The following is a 14,655-nucleotide window of genomic DNA, read 5'->3' as shown; positions in this document are numbered from 1 at the left end:
GCCGCGAAAATTCGGCCTAAGAAATAGGATTGTCGGTTCCATATAGGATGTGCGCCGGGCTTTTGCACGGGGCAAACCGATGGGCCAAACCGGCTTGCTGCATTGCCGGATTTTGACTGGCGAGAGCCGCTGTGATTGCCTAGTCATGATGCGGAAGGCCAATTCGAGAGGCAAGATATGTCCGGCAAGCCATCCTCTTTCTCATTGAGCCGGCGCCAGGCGCTCGGATTGATCGCGGTCACCGCCGGAGGTGGTGCCTTCCTGCCGGCCTCGGCGATAGCCGCCCAACCTTCGGCTACCCAGGCCTCGTTTTATGCCGGACTGGCTCTGTTCGAAAACGGCGCCGGTGTCTGCACCATTACGCCTGAAGTGACCGAGGGACCGTTCTATTTCGACCCGAAACTCGAACGTGCCGATGTCACCGAAGGCAAGAAAGGTATTGCCCTTGACGTCCGGCTGCAGGTCGTCGACGCGGACTGCCGCCCACTTGCCGGCGCCCGCGTCGACATCTGGCATTGCGACGCGCAAGGCGCCTATTCCGGCTATCCCAGACAGGGTGACGGCCGCGACGTCGACACGTCGGGCCAGACCTTCCTGCGTGGTTGGCAGAAGACCGACGCAAGCGGCATCGTTTCCTTCGCCACCATCTATCCCGGCTGGTATCGCGGCCGCACCACCCATATCCATTTCAAGGTCTTCCCCGACGACAATTCGGTGATGACCGGTCAGTTGTTCTTCCCCGACAGCCTCAGCGAGCAGATTTTCACCACGGTCGCACCCTACAACGACCGGCCGGGCAAGCGCGACACCTCGAATGCCGCGGACGGCATAGCCAGGCAGGCCGGACCGCAATCGCAGGCCGCGCTGCGCGAGCTGGAGGATGCCTATCAGGCGCTGATGATCGTAGCGGTGAAGCCTGGCTGAGCGGTGATCACTCCACCACCCTGCTTGCGGCGAAAACTCCGACGGGGAATTCGTTTGTCATCTAACTGAAATAAACATCTGGCATTAGCCACGGCGGACACCACAATGCTTGCCGGCAAAGCTGTTTGAAGCACCGGAATCTTTTTGATCGTCGATTGCCAACCGGCCGGCTGCCTCTATGCTGCCCGCACCGGTACGGCCGAAGAGGGAAGACCATGGCCAAGGCGGACAAGACTGCGACAATGAGCCGGCTGCATTCCGCGGCAAGGCTGGCAAGAACGGCGCTGGCTGCCCGGCTTCTGGCGCACGGTTTCTATGCCGGCCAGGACCAGATCATGCTGTCGCTCGACCGTGAGGACGGCCAAACGCCGGGCAATCTTGCCGGACGCCTCGGCGTGCGCCCGCCGACCATCACCAAGACCATCAACCGGCTGCAGGCGCAGGGTTTCCTGGAGAAGCGCGCTTCGTCGGCCGATGCCCGTCAGGCGCATATCTTCCTCACCGACACCGGTCGCGACATCATCCATGCCATCGAGAAATCGGTGAAGAAGACCGAAAAGCAGGCGCTGAAGGGCCTCGACAAGAAGGACCAGAAGTCGCTGTTCAAACTGCTTGCCCGCATCGAGGCCAACCTCTCGAACGAGGAACTGGTGCTCATCGACGACGACGCCGAATCGGACGACTGACCGGCGGATTGTCGCGGCAGGCGATCAGGCCGCCGCGGCAGAGCCCTGGATCAGCGACGACCAGCGTCCCGGTGTCATGCCGAATGCCTTCTTGAATTGCCTGATAAAATGGCTCTGGTCGCTAAAGCCGGCTTCGACTGCGATCTGTGCCAACGGTTCGCCGGCGGCGATCATCCGCCGCGCGCGCTGAAGCCGGCGCATCACCAGGAAGCGATGCGGACTGGTCGAGAAAGCGGCGCGGAAATGCCGCGACAAGGCATAGCGGTCGAGCCCGGTTACCGCTTCCAGTTCACCGGAGCGCACCGGCCGGGTCAGGTTTTCCGTAAGATAGTCGCGCGCCAGCGCAGCCGCCCGCCACGCCGTCCTGGTCATTGGCTTCGCCGGCTGGCCGCCATGCCGGATCAGGCTTTGCATCAGTTGCGTCAGAAAGTCGTCGACGAACAGCTCGTCGAGTTCCTGCTCCAGCGGCCCCAGCGCCGAAAGCAGCGTTGCGCAAAAGGCCGCGTCCGTCACCACGCCATCCCTGACAAAAGGCAGCGAATCGCCGCCAAGGCAGGCGAGCATCAGCGACGGCTCCAGATAGAGCATTCGATAGCGCAGGCCGTCCTCGGTGCCGGCGCCGCCGTCATGCAACTCGTCGGGATGCAGCACGATGATCTGGCCCGGAAGGCTGTGGCGCGCAGCGCCGAGATAGCGAAACGTCTGCACACCGTGCAGCGTCACCCCGATCGCATAGGTGTCGTGGCGATGCAGGTCGAACGCGCTGCCATGGAAGCGCGCCTCGATCCGCTCCATGCCTGCGGGATCGGGGGCGGAGATGATACGGTTTTCCGCCGCATCGACGCACAAACGTCCAAGACCCTTGAAAGCCTGGCTGTCTAGATCGTGCGACATCGTCCCCTTCAGCCTCGCATTGGGGCACAACCGAATGGCCAAATGTCTCATGTTCGATACGAAATTTGCAATCGTGCTCCGGGAGGATCTGCCGGTCTGGCAGAAACTCAACGTCACCGCTTTCCTGACCAGCGGCATCGTCGCCCAGTTTCCCGACATCATCGGCGAGCCCTATCACGACCGCGCCGGCAATCTCTACAACCCGCTGTCGATCCAGCCGGTCATCGTTTTGTCCGCCGACCAGACGACGCTGGGCACGATCCACCGGCGCACGCTGGAGCGCGGCGTGACCACCTCCCTCTATGTCGAGGAGATGTTTTCGACCGGCTTTGACGCGGCCAACCGCGCCGTCTTCGCCGAATTCGCGCCTGAAGACGCCAAGGTGGTCGGGATCGCGCTTCGCGCCGAGAAGAAGCTGGTCGACAAGATCACCAAGGGCACCCGTATGCACCCGTAGCTTTCAAAGGTATCGACTAAGCCTGCCGCCGACACTTGTTGTGCCAGCCGGCTTTGGCGTGGCGACAGCCGACAATTGCCTTGCCGGGAGCCGGCAATTCCCGCAAAGGTGGGCTTCAGCCCAGCTTCCCACCGGCCTGCAAGTGAGTGCTCCCCAAAGACATGTAGAAAGCGCGACGCCCCCGGTGGCGATCCTGTGCATGCTTTCCACCTATGTCTGCTTCACCTTCCTCGACACATCAAGCAAATACCTCGTCCTTGCCGGCGTTTCCGTGCTGGTCGTTGCCTGGGTGCGCTTTGCCGTGCATGTGGTGCTGGTCGGCGCGCTGCTGCGCGGCTGGCGCGAACCGGTGCGGTTTCGTCCGGTCAACCTGCCGGCGCATATCTTGCGTGGCGCGTTCCTGTTCGGATCGACCATCTTCAATGTGCTGGCGCTCAAATCCCTGCAACTGGCCGAGACAACCTCGATCTATTTCTTCGGGCCGATGGTGATCACGGCACTGGCCGGTCCGCTGCTTGGCGAGTGGGCCGGCTGGCGGCGCTGGCTGGCCATCCTGGCGGCCTTTGCCGGCGTCCTCATCATCACCCGGCCGGGCGTCGACGTTTTCGGCATCGGACATCTCTTCGCGCTCGGCTCGATGCTGTCGAACTGCTTCTACGTCGTCATGACGCGCCGCATGTCGGCGACCGAGACATCGGAGAGCCTCATCCTGTTCTCGGCGCTGGCGCCGGCGCTGCTGTTGTTGCCTTTGCTGCCGTTTTCGTTTTCCTTGCCGCATGACGGCTGGCACTGGTTCGTGCTGCTTATGCTCGGCGTGTTCGGCGGCGTCGGCCACTGGCTGCTGGTCCAGGCCTACCGGCTGGCGACAACCACGGCATTGGCGCCTATCCCTATTCGCAGATGGTGTGGATGATCATTTCAGGCTGGATCGTCTTCAAGCAGTTTCCCGACCGCTGGACGCTGGTCGACGCCGCCATCATCGTCGCCAGCGGCCTCTACATAGTCCATCGCGAGCATCGGCTTCGGCTGCAGAGCCGTGCCGCCTCGGATGTCGAGGCCGAAGCGTTGGCAAAAAAACTTTGATTTGCCCCCGATCGGTGGCATAACGCCGCCTTTAAACAGTTTAGGTCTGGAAATTCAGGTCCGGGGGAGCGCAAGGCGCTGGCACAGAAAATCAAGCTTTCGACGATCGCGGATGCGCTCGGCGTGTCCACGGCCACGGTCTCGCTGGCGCTGCGCGACAGCCCTCTGGTTGCCGGGGCCACCCGCGATCGCATCAAGGAACATGCCCGCGCCATCGGCTATATCTACAACCGCCGCGCCGCCAGCCTGCGCACCTCGCGGTCGGGCATTGTCGGCGTCGTCGTCCATGACATCATGAACCCGTTCTTCGCCGAGATCCTGCGCTCGATCGAAAGCGAACTCGACCGCAGCCGGCAGACCTTCATCCTGTCCAACCACTATGATCAGCTCGAAAAGCAGCGCACGTTCATCGACACGCTTTTGCAGCTCGGCGCCGACGGCGTCATCATGTCGCCGGCCATCGGCACGCCGGCCTCCGACATCGTGATGGCCGAGGAGAACGGCCTGCCGGCGGTGCTGATCGCGCGCACTGTCGAGGGCGCCGACGTGCCGGTCTTCCGCGGCGACGACTCTTATGGAACAGGCCTCGCCACCAACCACCTGATCTCGCTCGGCCACAAGCGCATCGCCATGATCGGCGGCACCGACCAGACCTCGACCGGCCGCGACCGCTACCAGGGCTATGTCAACGCCATGGACGCGGCCGGGCTGGAAGTCAGGCCGTCCTGGCGCATCGCCGGCCCGCGCACCAAGCAAGCCGGTTTCGAGGCCGCCGGGCAGTTCCTGGCGCTGAAGGACAGGCCCACGGCCGCCTGCTGCTGGAACGACCTTGTCGCCATCGGCCTGATGAACGGCATTGCCCGTGCCGGCCTGGTGCCGGGCGTCGACATCTCGGTCACCGGCTATGACGACCTCGAAGAGGCGGCGATCGCGACGCCGGCGCTGACCACCGTCTGGAACGGCCAGCGCGAGGTTGGCCGCCGCGCCGCCAGCGCACTGCTCGACAAGCTCAACGGGCAGACGGTGCGGCCTTCGCAAGAATTGATCAAGCCGGAACTGCATGTGCGTCAGTCGACCGGCAAGCCGGTGGAGCGTGCATGACCAAGGCCGAACAGCTGCAGACCGTCGCCATCCTGGTGCCGGGCGATTTCAACGACCACGCGGTCGACCGCATCAATCACACATTCAGGCCTGTCCCGATCGCACGCGCCGATCCGTCCCTGGTTACCGACGAGATGCGCAGCAAGGTGCGTGGCATCGCTTCGTTCGCCGGCATCAACGCGGCGATGATGGATGCACTGCCCAATCTCGAACTCATCGCTTCCTTCGGCGTCGGCTATGATTCGGTCGATGTCGGCCATGCGGCCGCGAAAAACATCATGGTCACCAACACGCCTGACGTGTTGACCGAGGAGGTCGCCGACACCGCCATCGGGCTGCTGATCAACACCGTCCGAGACCTGCCGCGCGCCGAAACCTGGCTGCGCGACGGCAGCTGGGTGCGCAAGGGCAACTATCCGCTGAGCCGGCTGACCTTGCGCGGGCGTAAGGTCGGTATCTTTGGCATGGGCCGCATCGGGCAGGCCGTCGCCCGGCGTCTGGAAGCCTTTGACCTGCCGGTCGCCTATCACAACAGGCGCCGTGTCGAAGGCCTTTCCTATCAGTACCACCCGACCCTGAAAGGGCTTGCCGAAGCCGTCGATACGCTGATTTCGGTCGTGCCGGGGGGCGCCTCGACGGAGAACGCGGTCAATGCCGAGATCCTGTCGGCGCTTGGCGCCAACGGCGTCTTCGTCAACATCGGCCGTGGCAGCACTGTCGACGAAGCAGCGCTTGCGGCAGCCCTTGTCACCGGCACCATCGCCGCCGCCGGCCTCGACGTCTTTGCCGACGAACCGAACGTGCCCAAGGCGCTGCTCGATGCGCCCAACACCTCGCTACTGCCGCATGTCGGCTCGGCCTCGGACCATACCCGCCGCGCCATGGCGGATCTCTGCGTCGACAATCTGGTCTCCTGGTTCACCGAGCGCCGTCCGCTGACCCCGGTGCCCGAGACGGCGGAAGTCAAGGCGCGAGCTTGAGGCTGCCTCACTTATTAACGTCAGCTTAACCCTTTGGAATCATTCTTCAACCTATCCGTGTACGTGGATGAAGAATGATGAAAGCACTTTCCGCATTGATCGCTGCCGCAGCGCTGTTTGGTGGCATTCAGCTGTTTCATGGCGGCAGCGTGGAAAGCGTGGCCAACGAGGCCGCCCTGTCCAACAGCTACAGGCTGGTCGCCAATGGCGATGAGGCGGTCTGTGCAGTCAGCCGCGGGGCTGAAATTTCGGACGGTTTGTCGCTGCTCACCGTTGCTCCGAAATGCCGCCGGCTCTTGCCGGGCATAGAGCAGGCGAAGTTCTGGCGCGAGCAAAACGACGGCACGGTCGCCTTCAGCGCCAACGGCGTCGATCCGATCGTCACCTTCGCGACTGCCGACGGCGACGGCTACGAATCCTATGCCCCGGCGCTGCCGCTGCTGTCGCTGGCGGCCATAGGCGATAAGAAATCTGGCGACTGATTATTCCGCTGCGGCCCGTGCGCCAGCCTTCGCTGCGGCGTGCAGCCGAACCGCATCGCCGAAGGCACGGAATATCTTCACCGAATTGCTGTCCGACTTGACCCAATATTCCGGATGCCATTGCACGCCGACGGCGAAGGCGCGGGCGTCGCGCACCGAAACCGCCTCGACTGTGCCGTCGCTGGCGACGGCCTCTATCTGCAGCTTCGAGCCGAGCCGGTCGATCGCCTGGCGGTGCAACGAATTGACCTTGATGTCGCCGGCACCGAACACACCGGCCAGGCAACTGTCGGGTTTGATAGAAATGGTCTGGTGGATGGCGAAGCGTTCGTCCTGCTTGTCGCTCACCGGTGCGCGGTGGTCGAGCGAACCCTCGCGCTCCTGGATCTCGGTGCCGAGCGTGCCGCCCAGCGCCACGTTCAATTCCTGGATGCCGCGGCAGATGGCGAGCAGCGGCACGCCGCGTTCGATCGCCCGCCGGATGAGCGGCAGCGTCGTGGCGTCGCGCGCCGGATCATAGGGGCCATTGGCTTCGCTGGCGTCGCCGCCATAAAGCGAGGGGTGCACATTGGATTTCGAGCCGGTGACCATGACGCCGTCGACCGACGACAGAAGTTCGTCGAAATCGAGCCGGTCGCCGAACGATGGCACCAGCACCGGAAACACGCCGGCGCCGGTGATCGCCGCTTCCAGATATTGTTGTGGGGCTGCATGCCAGGTGTAGTTGTCGAACTGACGGACGTCGGTCGATATGGCGACGAGCGGCTGGTGCATTTTGGCTCTATGTTCCATCTGGGCAAGGATGTCCTGCCTGCAAAATAGGCCATCGCCGGGCATTTTTCCATGCCAAGTTTCAACGTGTCGCATGGGCCACGATATGGCCTGTTAGACTATAGTTGCAGGGTAGCTGGGCTTCGCCGTCAAATCGGGTCGGCCTGCTGGACTCGACTTCTTGCCCGTGTATTGTCTCGAACGAACCGACAGGGAAACCGAGGATTTCCTGACGTCGGCCTGTTGATCCAAAAGGGAGGAAGTTCATGGATCGTCGTTCATTCATTCGCAAGGCCGGTGTCACCGGCGTCGGTGCCGCGGCGGCGGCGGCCACGCTGGCGGCGCCTGCCATCGCCCAGTCCAATCCCAAGGTGACATGGCGGCTGGCGTCGTCCTTCCCGAAGTCGCTCGATACCATCTATGGCGGCGCCGAGGTGTTCTCGAAGATGCTGTCGGAAGCCACCGACGGCAATTTCCAGATCCAGGTTTTTGCTGCCGGTGAGCTCGTGCCTGGCCTGCAGGCCGCCGACGCCACCACGGCCGGCACGGTCGAGGCCTGCCATACGGTGGCATATTATTACTGGGGCAAGGACCCGACATGGGCGCTCGGTGCGGCGGTTCCCTTTTCGCTCAACGCACGCGGCATGAATGCCTGGCATTACCATGGCGGCGGCATCGACCTGTTCAACGAGTTTCTCGCCACGCAGGGCCTTTTCGGCCTTCCGGGCGGCAACACCGGCGTCCAGATGGGTGGCTGGTTCCGCAAGGAAATCAACACGGTGGCCGACCTTTCCGGCCTCAAGATGCGAATCGGCGGTTTTGCCGGCAAGGTGGTGCAGAAGCTTGGCGTCGTGCCGCAGCAGATCGCCGGCGGTGATATCTATCCCGCGCTGGAGAAAGGCACCATCGACGCGGCCGAATGGGTTGGTCCCTATGACGACGAGAAGCTCGGCTTCTATAAGGTCGCGCCCTATTATTACTATCCCGGCTGGTGGGAGGGCGGTCCGACCGTCCACCTGATGTTCAACAAGGCGAAGTACGAAGAACTTTCGCCGACGTACAAGTCGCTGCTGCGCACTGCCGCACAGGCGGCCGACGCCAACATGCTGCAGAAATACGATTATCTGAACCCTGCGGCGGTGAAGCGGCTGGTGGCTGGCGGCGCGAAACTGCGCCCGTTCAGCCAGGAGATCATGGCCGCCTGCTTCGAAAAGGCCAACGAGGTCTATACCGAAATGGAAGCCTCCAACGCGCCGTTCAAGAAGATCTGGGAATCGATCAAGGGCTTCCGCAAGGAGCATTATCTCTGGGCGCAGGTGGCCGAATACAATTACGACACCTTCATGATGGTCCAGCAGCGCAACGGCAAGCTGTAGTCGGCCGGACTTCTGCTCAAAAGCTCTCTGGGCGGAACACTCAGGGAGCTTTTCTGTATATCCCGGGAGGCGAAGCCGGCGGTTCAGCCTAGGCGCGGCACCACCAGAACCTTGACCTCGCCGGGCGCCGGCGGATTGGCGATCACCGCTGGCGCTTCTTCAAGCGACACCTGCCTGGAGATCAGCCTGTCGATCTCGATCGCACCGGAAGCGATCATTTCGGCGGCGCGGCGGTGGGTGTAGGGATTGAGGAAGGAACCGAGCACCCTCAGTTCGCGGAACAACAGGTCGAACGGCTCGAATTCCGCCTTCATGCCTTGTGGCGTCACGCCGACGATGACGACGGTGCCGCCGGCGCGGGCCAGCCGCATGGACTGCTCGACGGTCTCGCGCACGCCCGCGCATTCGAAGACGACGTCGACACCGCCTGGCACCAGCCCCGCCGGTCCGGCGATGGCATCGATGACATCGGCGGCGGTTGGATCGATCGTCACCGTCGCGCCGAGGTCCTCGGCGAGCGCGCGCCGCGAAGCTTGCCTAGTCGACAGAATGATGGTCGTGGCTCCCGCCAATCTTGCCAGCTGCACGGTGAGCAGGCCGATCACGCCGCCGCCAAGCACGACCACCGAACTGCCCGGTTTGATCCCGGCAAGGTCGACGCCATGCAGGCAACAGCCGAGCGGCTCGCAGAAGGCACCGTGCATGGGGTTCAGGCCGGCAGGCAGGACGAAAGCCTGCTTCTGCGGCAAGGCAAGGTATTCGGCAAAGCCGCCGTCGCGATGAATGCCGATGGCGCGCAGATTGCTGCAGAGATTGACTTGTCCCGCGTGACAACGCGCGCAGCGCCCGCAGGCGATGTTGGGGTCGCCGGTGACACGATCGCCGATGGCAAAACCCGAGACCGATTTTCCGATCGCCTCGACGATGCCGGAGAACTCATGGCCGGGCGTCACCGGCGGCGTGCACGGAAATTCGCCGTGAAACAGATGCCGATCCGTTCCGCAGACGCCGCAGGCTTCGATGCGCACCAGTAGCTCATCCGCACCGATGTCAGGCATGTCGACGTCGCGCAGCGTGATGCCGCCCACTGCTTCCAGCCGCACCGCTTTCATGGTTTTGACCATGCCGGTTCAGTTGAAGCTTGGCGGTTGAGACAGGTCAGGCTGTGGCGCTGCCGGCTTTGCCGGTGTCGGATCGCCGAAAGTGGGGGGTTGCGAAAGGTCAGGAGCTGCCGGCGCCGTGCCGCCACCAGCGGGCGCCGCTCCATCCGTCGGCGGCGTGCCGAGCGGCGACAGGCCGGGCACCTCCGGTACCTTGTAGTCGATGGTGCCCGGATCGACGGTCGTTTCCTTGTAGTGCATCACCATTTGCGGGAAGGCGATGGTCAACCCGATCATGATCACCTGGATGCAGACAAAGGGCACCGCGCCCCAATAGATCTGTCCGGTGGTCACCGGCGCGATTTGTTTGCCGGTGAGACGATCGAGATAAGGCACGCGCGCGGCCACCGAACGCAGGTAGAACAGCGCGAAGCCGAAGGGTGGGTGCATGAAGCTGGTCTGCATGTTGACGCCCAGGAGCACGCCGAACCAGATCAGGTCGATGCCGAGCTTGTCGGCGGCGGGCGCCAGCAGCGGTACGATGATGAACGCCAATTCGAAGAAGTCGAGGAAGAAGGCGAGGAAGAAGACGAGCATGTTGACGCCGATCAGGAAGCCGACCTCGCCGCCCGGCAGCGACGTCAAAAGGTGCTCGACCCAGATGTGGCCGTTGACGCCGTAGAAGGTCAGTGAGAACACCCGTGCGCCGATCAGGATGAACAGCACGAAGGACGACAGCCTTGTCGTCGAGGCCAGCGCCTGCTTGACGACGTCAAGCGACAAGCGCCCCTTTGCCGCCGCCATGAACAAGGCGCCGACGGAGCCCATGGCGCCGCCTTCGGTCGGCGTGGCGATGCCCAGGAAGATTGTGCCCAGCACCAGGAAGATCAGCGCCAGTGGCGGGATCAGCACGATGATCACCTGCTGCGCGAGCCTGGACATCATGTTGAAGTTAAGACGTTTGTCGGCAATGGCCACGATGTAGATGAACAGCACTCCGGCAGTCGCGCCGAGAATGTCGGCATTGTCGCCATGCGCCGGCGCCAGATAACGATACGCCGCGTAGGAAACCGCTGATGTGACCAGCAAAGCCACCAGCAGCGACATCACGCCATGGCCGAGTGTACGAGCCTCGAGCGGCAGCGCCGGCATCGAGTTCGGCCGGATGATCGACATGATCAGGATGTAGGACATATAGAGGCCGGTGAGCACGAGGCCTGGGATCAGCGCGCCCGCGTACATATCGCCGACCGAGCGGCCGAGCTGGTCGGCAAGCACGATCAGCACCAGCGACGGCGGGATGATCTGGGCAAGCGTGCCGGAGGCGGCGATGACACCGGATGCGAGCCGGCGGTCATAGCCATAGCGCAGCATGATCGGCAGCGAGATCAAGCCCATGGCGATGACGGAAGCCGCCACCACGCCGGTGGTCGCCGCCAGAAGCGCGCCGACGAAGATCACCGCATAGGCGAGGCCGCCACGGATGGGCCCGAACAGCTGGCCGATCGTGTCGAGCAGGTCTTCGGCCATACCCGACCGCTCGAGCACGATGCCCATGAAGGTGAAGAACGGGATGGCCAGCAGCGTGTCGTTCGACATCACCCGGCTGCCGTAGAAATTATCCGGCAATGCGTGCAGGAGCGGCCAGGCGAGGTTGATCGATCCTCCGGAATAGGGGGACAGCAGCACGCCGATGAAGAAGAACATCAAGCCGTTGGCGGCCAACGAAAAAGCGACGGGGTAGCCGATCAGCAGGAAGATGATCAGCGAGGCGAACATGATCGGCGCCATGTTCTGCGCGATGAACTCCATCACGAGCGCACCTCGTCGGCCAGCGCCTTGGCTTCGAGTTCGGCCTGCTCATGCACCGATATGAAGGGATTGGGGTCGTCCATGTCTCCGCGCATGATGGCGATCTTCTTGATGATTTCGGAGATGCCCTGCAGCGCGAGCAGGAAAAAACCGATGAGCAGGATGGCCTTGGCCGGCCAGATGATCAGCCCGCCGGAATTGTTGGACATCTCGCCGCTGCGAAACGACAGCGACACATAGGGCACGAAATAGATCACCATCAGCGTCACGAACGGCATCAGGAAGAAGAGATGCCCGAGCAGGTCGATCCAGTGCTGTACGCGGCGTGAAAACAGGCCGTAGACGATGTCGATGCGGATATGTTCGTTCTGCTTCAGCGTATAGGCGGCGGCTAACATGAAGGCGGCGCCGAACAGGTACCATTGCAGCTCGAGCCAGGCGTTCGAGGATATGTCGAACACCTTGCGGATAATGGCGTTGGCGGCGCTCACCAGGATCGCCAGCAGGATCAGCCACGATATCCATTTGCCGATGAATTCGTTGGCGCGATCAATAGTCCTGGATAGAGCAAGAAGCCCTGCCATGCATTTCCTCCCTTGTACCGGAGGCGTGCCGGCTTCCCCCTTTTTGTCCGTCACGCCGCGTGGTCCAACGGTATGCCGCGCGTGGACTGACGGGTCAACAAGGATAGAGGCGGCAAAATATCGTCGCTTGGCAGGCAGTGCCGGATACTGGCGGTCTGCCCCCGCGTCATGCAACCAAAGTCTGATGGCTCAGGCGAGCTTGCCGGTGTCGCGGCCGGCGCCGATCAGGATCAGCGTCGTGACCAGGAACAGATACATCCACGCGTCGCGCCACTCGACCGGGAAATAGCCGGCCCACAGCGATTCGGCCATACCGAAGGCGGCCGCGCCGAGTGCTGCGCGCGACGGCGAGAGATAGCCGCCGACCGCCGTCACGAACAGGATCTTCAACCCGTAGACGAGGCCCGAGCCGAAGCTGACATTGCCGTAATAGAGCCCGGCCATCACACCGGCCAGCGCGGCGCAGAAGCCGCCGAACAGCACCGCGTGCCGGAACACCGCGCGTACGTCGACGCCGCACATCGCCGCCGTCTTGGGATCGTCGGAGACGGCACGCCAGCGCCGGCCGAAGCTCGACCGGGCAAACGCCCGGCTGGCCAGCACGATTGCCGTCAGCACCACCGCGCAGTCGATGAGCTGGATGAGCGTCAGCGTCGCCTTGAAGGTCGCGCCCTGCGCGAAAACGATAGGCTGCGCCAGCATCGGCGGGAGCCACAGATCATGCGTGTCGGCGGCGATGCGGCTCGCTTCGGACAGCAGCAGCAGGATGCCGAGCGTCGTCACCACGATCGCATTTGGCGTGCGGTCGGCCAAAGGTTCGAAGACACTGCGCGACAGCACGTGGCTGATCAGCGCAGCATAGAAGAACGCAGCGACGACGCCGAGCGCCACCGCCGCCAGCAGCGTCAGCCACAGCATCTGATAGCCGAAGGCCGCGGTCAGGATCATCGTCTGGCCGCAAAAGGCGAACAATGCGCCATAGGCGAGATTGGTGCGGTGCAGGATGCCGTTGGTCAGCACATAACCAAAGGCGAGCAGCGCATAAAGCGCGCCCGAGTGCAGCCCGTTCAACACCTGCTGGAAGAAATAGAGCATGCAAAACCTCGAAGCATGCCGCCAAAAGTGCGAAGCGGTCTTGGCCAACGACATGCTCAAAAGGCTGCGGAGACCGCCGCATCCCGGAGTGAGGTTGCATCGCTGAATATAACTTGTCAAATACGATTTATCGGTTAGATTTTTGGCATGACAGTATCGTGGACCCCGCACCGCTTCACCGGCGGCTTGCTTGCGCTCGACACGGCGAACACCGTCGTGCTGCGCGGCGATCCGGAGCGGACGTTCGATCGCTTCGACGATCCGGCCGAGATTGCCCGCTTCGCCGATGCGGCGAGCCGCTTTCGCGCCGCCGAACTTGGCGACAGGCCGTTGGCGGTATCCTCGGCGGTGGCGATCGCGCCCGTCGTGCTGTCGATCCGCGAGGCGACCGACCGGCTGTTCCGTGGAGCGGCGTCGAAGGGCGCGGTTGCCACCACTGATCTGCCCGGATTCCTGAGAGCCTGCGCCGATGGCCTTGCCGGCAGCCGGACCGAGATCGGTGCGCCGGGGAGGCCGTTCGGTGATCCCCTGACGCCGATCGCCTTCGAGGCGGCACTGGCGGTTTCGGCGCTGTCGCTTCTGCGCGACGACACCGTCGCGAGGCTCAGGATCTGTCCCAACTGCACCTGGCTGTTCGTCGACAGAAGCCGCAATTCCAGCCGCCTTTGGTGCGACATGGCGGTGTGCGGCAACAGGCAGAAGGCAAGCCGTCACTATCGTCGCCGTCGCATGGCGGAAAATGAGGTCAAGAATGCGTAGCGGCCTTTCCCATTCGATCCTTGTCGGCGCGGCACTCATCGCGGCCGTTGCGCTCGGCGCCTGCCGCGATACCGGCAATGACGAAGGGAAGCTGTTCGAGATTTCCGGCAAGATATTCGTCTTCAACTACCGCCTCGCAAGGGCGACTTATGTCGTGACGCTGCGGCCGCTGAAGCCGATGGGAGAGGGCCAGGTCGCGGTCGCCAGCTTCCAGGATCCCGCCGGCGGCGCGCCTCTGGTGGTCGAGCAGAAGGTCTGGCCGAAGCTCGACAAGGTGACGCTGGAGAGCCCGGCACTGACCTGCGTCGTCAAGAACAAGCCCTATGCGATTGCCATCAGCATCAAGGGTGCCGACGGCGCGGTCCTGCAAAAGATCGACACCACGCTGATGTCGACGGAAGACCAGTCGATCCTGCCCGACCGGCCGCTGGTCATCGACCAGCTCTACACCGCCAATCCCGATCTCGTCGGCCATCCCGACGGCAAGCTGCCGGGCGAGCCGAAGCCGGATTGCTCGAAGGGCGGCTGACGCGTCGCGGCCATCCGGGCCG

General features: G+C 63.3%; 15 protein-coding genes and 1 pseudogene. 10 read left to right on the top strand and 6 right to left on the bottom strand.

Going from position 1 to position 14,655, the window contains the following annotated elements; all coding sequences use genetic code 11:
• Nucleotides 1–177 precede the first annotated feature (177 nt).
• Both NKK51_RS03785 and NKK51_RS03780 read left to right on the top strand, forming a co-directional pair.
• Nucleotides 178–924 (top strand): intradiol ring-cleavage dioxygenase, encoded by a 747-nt coding sequence (locus NKK51_RS03785; protein ID WP_352551276.1) that lies wholly within the window; start codon nt 178–180, stop codon nt 922–924.
• Nucleotides 925–1,139: 215 nt separating this feature from the next.
• On the top strand, nt 1,140–1,610 hold the full coding sequence (locus tag NKK51_RS03780; protein WP_127289750.1) for a MarR family winged helix-turn-helix transcriptional regulator: 471 nt from the start codon (nt 1,140–1,142) through the stop codon (nt 1,608–1,610).
• A 24-nt stretch (nt 1,611–1,634) separates the two neighbouring features.
• On the opposite strand, the gene NKK51_RS03775 is transcribed toward NKK51_RS03780, so the two are convergent.
• On the bottom strand, nt 1,635–2,504 hold the full coding sequence (locus tag NKK51_RS03775; RefSeq protein WP_352551274.1) for an AraC family transcriptional regulator: 870 nt from the start codon (nt 2,502–2,504) through the stop codon (nt 1,635–1,637).
• Between the two features lie 49 nt (nt 2,505–2,553).
• Between NKK51_RS03775 and NKK51_RS03770 the strand changes: the two genes are divergently transcribed.
• The 5 genes and pseudogenes from NKK51_RS03770 to NKK51_RS03750 all read left to right on the top strand — a co-directional run bounded on the left by NKK51_RS03770 (nt 2,554) and on the right by NKK51_RS03750 (nt 6,607).
• Nucleotides 2,554–2,961, top strand: a complete 408-nt coding sequence (locus NKK51_RS03770; protein WP_127289754.1) for a DUF2000 family protein — start codon at nt 2,554–2,556, stop codon at nt 2,959–2,961.
• 199 nt (nt 2,962–3,160) lie between these two features.
• Nucleotides 3,161–4,044, top strand: a pseudogene (locus NKK51_RS03765) (DMT family transporter).
• Nucleotides 4,045–4,122: 78 nt separating this feature from the next.
• Entirely contained in the window at nt 4,123–5,145 is a 1,023-nt protein-coding gene (locus NKK51_RS03760) for a LacI family DNA-binding transcriptional regulator (RefSeq protein WP_183454510.1), read from the top strand.
• Nucleotides 5,142–6,125: a 2-hydroxyacid dehydrogenase gene (locus NKK51_RS03755; RefSeq protein WP_352551272.1), complete on the top strand. Its 984-nt coding sequence runs from the start codon at nt 5,142–5,144 to the stop codon at nt 6,123–6,125. The genes NKK51_RS03760 and NKK51_RS03755 overlap by 4 nt, the downstream gene beginning before the upstream one ends.
• A 77-nt stretch (nt 6,126–6,202) precedes the next feature.
• On the top strand, nt 6,203–6,607 hold the full coding sequence (locus NKK51_RS03750; RefSeq protein ID WP_032909483.1) for a hypothetical protein: 405 nt from the start codon (nt 6,203–6,205) through the stop codon (nt 6,605–6,607).
• Here the strand turns inward: NKK51_RS03750 and NKK51_RS03745 are convergent, their stop codons facing one another.
• Nucleotides 6,608–7,381 carry a gamma-glutamyl-gamma-aminobutyrate hydrolase family protein gene (locus NKK51_RS03745; protein ID WP_023813605.1) on the bottom strand — a complete coding sequence of 258 codons (774 nt, stop codon included), beginning with the start codon at nt 7,379–7,381 and terminating at the stop codon, nt 6,608–6,610.
• Nucleotides 7,382–7,644: 263 nt separating this feature from the next.
• On the opposite strand from NKK51_RS03745, the gene NKK51_RS03740 reads away from it, so the two are divergent.
• Entirely contained in the window at nt 7,645–8,754 is a 1,110-nt protein-coding gene (locus tag NKK51_RS03740; RefSeq protein ID WP_127408373.1) for a TRAP transporter substrate-binding protein, read from the top strand.
• 83 nt (nt 8,755–8,837) lie between these two features.
• Here NKK51_RS03740 and NKK51_RS03735 read toward each other — a convergent pair whose 3' ends face one another.
• The 4 genes from NKK51_RS03735 to NKK51_RS03720 form a co-directional block, all read right to left on the bottom strand.
• Complete coding sequence (locus NKK51_RS03735; RefSeq protein ID WP_352551316.1) at nt 8,838–9,866, bottom strand: zinc-dependent alcohol dehydrogenase family protein; 1,029 nt, start codon at nt 9,864–9,866, stop codon at nt 8,838–8,840.
• A gap of 18 nt (nt 9,867–9,884) precedes the next feature.
• The gene (locus NKK51_RS03730) at nt 9,885–11,666 is read right to left on the bottom strand and encodes a TRAP transporter large permease (RefSeq protein WP_352551314.1); all 1,782 of its coding nucleotides are present in this window, start codon (nt 11,664–11,666) and stop codon (nt 9,885–9,887) included.
• The gene (locus tag NKK51_RS03725; RefSeq protein WP_127412900.1) at nt 11,666–12,250 is read right to left on the bottom strand and encodes a TRAP transporter small permease subunit; all 585 of its coding nucleotides are present in this window, start codon (nt 12,248–12,250) and stop codon (nt 11,666–11,668) included. Before NKK51_RS03725 ends, NKK51_RS03730 begins: the two co-directional genes overlap by 1 nt.
• 189 nt (nt 12,251–12,439) lie before the next feature.
• Nucleotides 12,440–13,345 carry a branched-chain amino acid ABC transporter permease gene (locus NKK51_RS03720; RefSeq protein WP_352551270.1) on the bottom strand — a complete coding sequence of 302 codons (906 nt, stop codon included), beginning with the start codon at nt 13,343–13,345 and terminating at the stop codon, nt 12,440–12,442.
• 147 nt (nt 13,346–13,492) lie between these two features.
• Between NKK51_RS03720 and NKK51_RS03715 the strand changes: the two genes are divergently transcribed.
• The gene (locus NKK51_RS03715) at nt 13,493–14,104 is read left to right on the top strand and encodes a CGNR zinc finger domain-containing protein (protein ID WP_352551269.1); all 612 of its coding nucleotides are present in this window, start codon (nt 13,493–13,495) and stop codon (nt 14,102–14,104) included.
• Nucleotides 14,097–14,633, top strand: coding sequence for a hypothetical protein (locus tag NKK51_RS03710; RefSeq protein ID WP_127289768.1), 537 nt, complete (start codon nt 14,097–14,099; stop codon nt 14,631–14,633). The genes NKK51_RS03715 and NKK51_RS03710 overlap by 8 nt, the downstream gene beginning before the upstream one ends.
• Nucleotides 14,634–14,655: the final 22 nt, after the last annotated feature.

The organism is Mesorhizobium sp. M0011 (genome assembly GCF_040324155.1).
Taxonomy (GTDB): Bacteria; Pseudomonadota; Alphaproteobacteria; order Rhizobiales; family Rhizobiaceae; genus Mesorhizobium.
Note: the sequence above shows the minus strand (reverse complement) of the source record. Positions and strands in the feature narration are given on the sequence as shown.

Bases quoted from the DNA above. Each gene is read 5' to 3' on its own strand.
- NKK51_RS03745 (WP_023813605.1), bottom strand. From the start codon at position 7,381: ATGCACCAGCCGCTCGTCGCCATATCGACCGACGTCCGTCAGTTCGAC.
- NKK51_RS03755 (WP_352551272.1), top strand. From the start codon at position 5,142: ATGACCAAGGCCGAACAGCTGCAGACCGTCGCCATCCTGGTGCCGGGC.
- NKK51_RS03710 (WP_127289768.1), top strand. From the start codon at position 14,097: ATGCGTAGCGGCCTTTCCCATTCGATCCTTGTCGGCGCGGCACTCATC.
- NKK51_RS03775 (WP_352551274.1), bottom strand. From the start codon at position 2,504: ATGTCGCACGATCTAGACAGCCAGGCTTTCAAGGGTCTTGGACGTTTG.
- NKK51_RS03735 (WP_352551316.1), bottom strand. From the start codon at position 9,866: ATGAAAGCGGTGCGGCTGGAAGCAGTGGGCGGCATCACGCTGCGCGAC.
- NKK51_RS03725 (WP_127412900.1), bottom strand. From the start codon at position 12,250: ATGGCAGGGCTTCTTGCTCTATCCAGGACTATTGATCGCGCCAACGAA.
- NKK51_RS03740 (WP_127408373.1), top strand. From the start codon at position 7,645: ATGGATCGTCGTTCATTCATTCGCAAGGCCGGTGTCACCGGCGTCGGT.
- NKK51_RS03715 (WP_352551269.1), top strand. From the start codon at position 13,493: ATGACAGTATCGTGGACCCCGCACCGCTTCACCGGCGGCTTGCTTGCG.
- NKK51_RS03780 (WP_127289750.1), top strand. From the start codon at position 1,140: ATGGCCAAGGCGGACAAGACTGCGACAATGAGCCGGCTGCATTCCGCG.
- NKK51_RS03750 (WP_032909483.1), top strand. From the start codon at position 6,203: ATGAAAGCACTTTCCGCATTGATCGCTGCCGCAGCGCTGTTTGGTGGC.
- NKK51_RS03770 (WP_127289754.1), top strand. From the start codon at position 2,554: ATGTTCGATACGAAATTTGCAATCGTGCTCCGGGAGGATCTGCCGGTC.
- NKK51_RS03730 (WP_352551314.1), bottom strand. From the start codon at position 11,666: ATGGAGTTCATCGCGCAGAACATGGCGCCGATCATGTTCGCCTCGCTG.
- NKK51_RS03785 (WP_352551276.1), top strand. From the start codon at position 178: ATGTCCGGCAAGCCATCCTCTTTCTCATTGAGCCGGCGCCAGGCGCTC.
- NKK51_RS03720 (WP_352551270.1), bottom strand. From the start codon at position 13,345: ATGCTCTATTTCTTCCAGCAGGTGTTGAACGGGCTGCACTCGGGCGCG.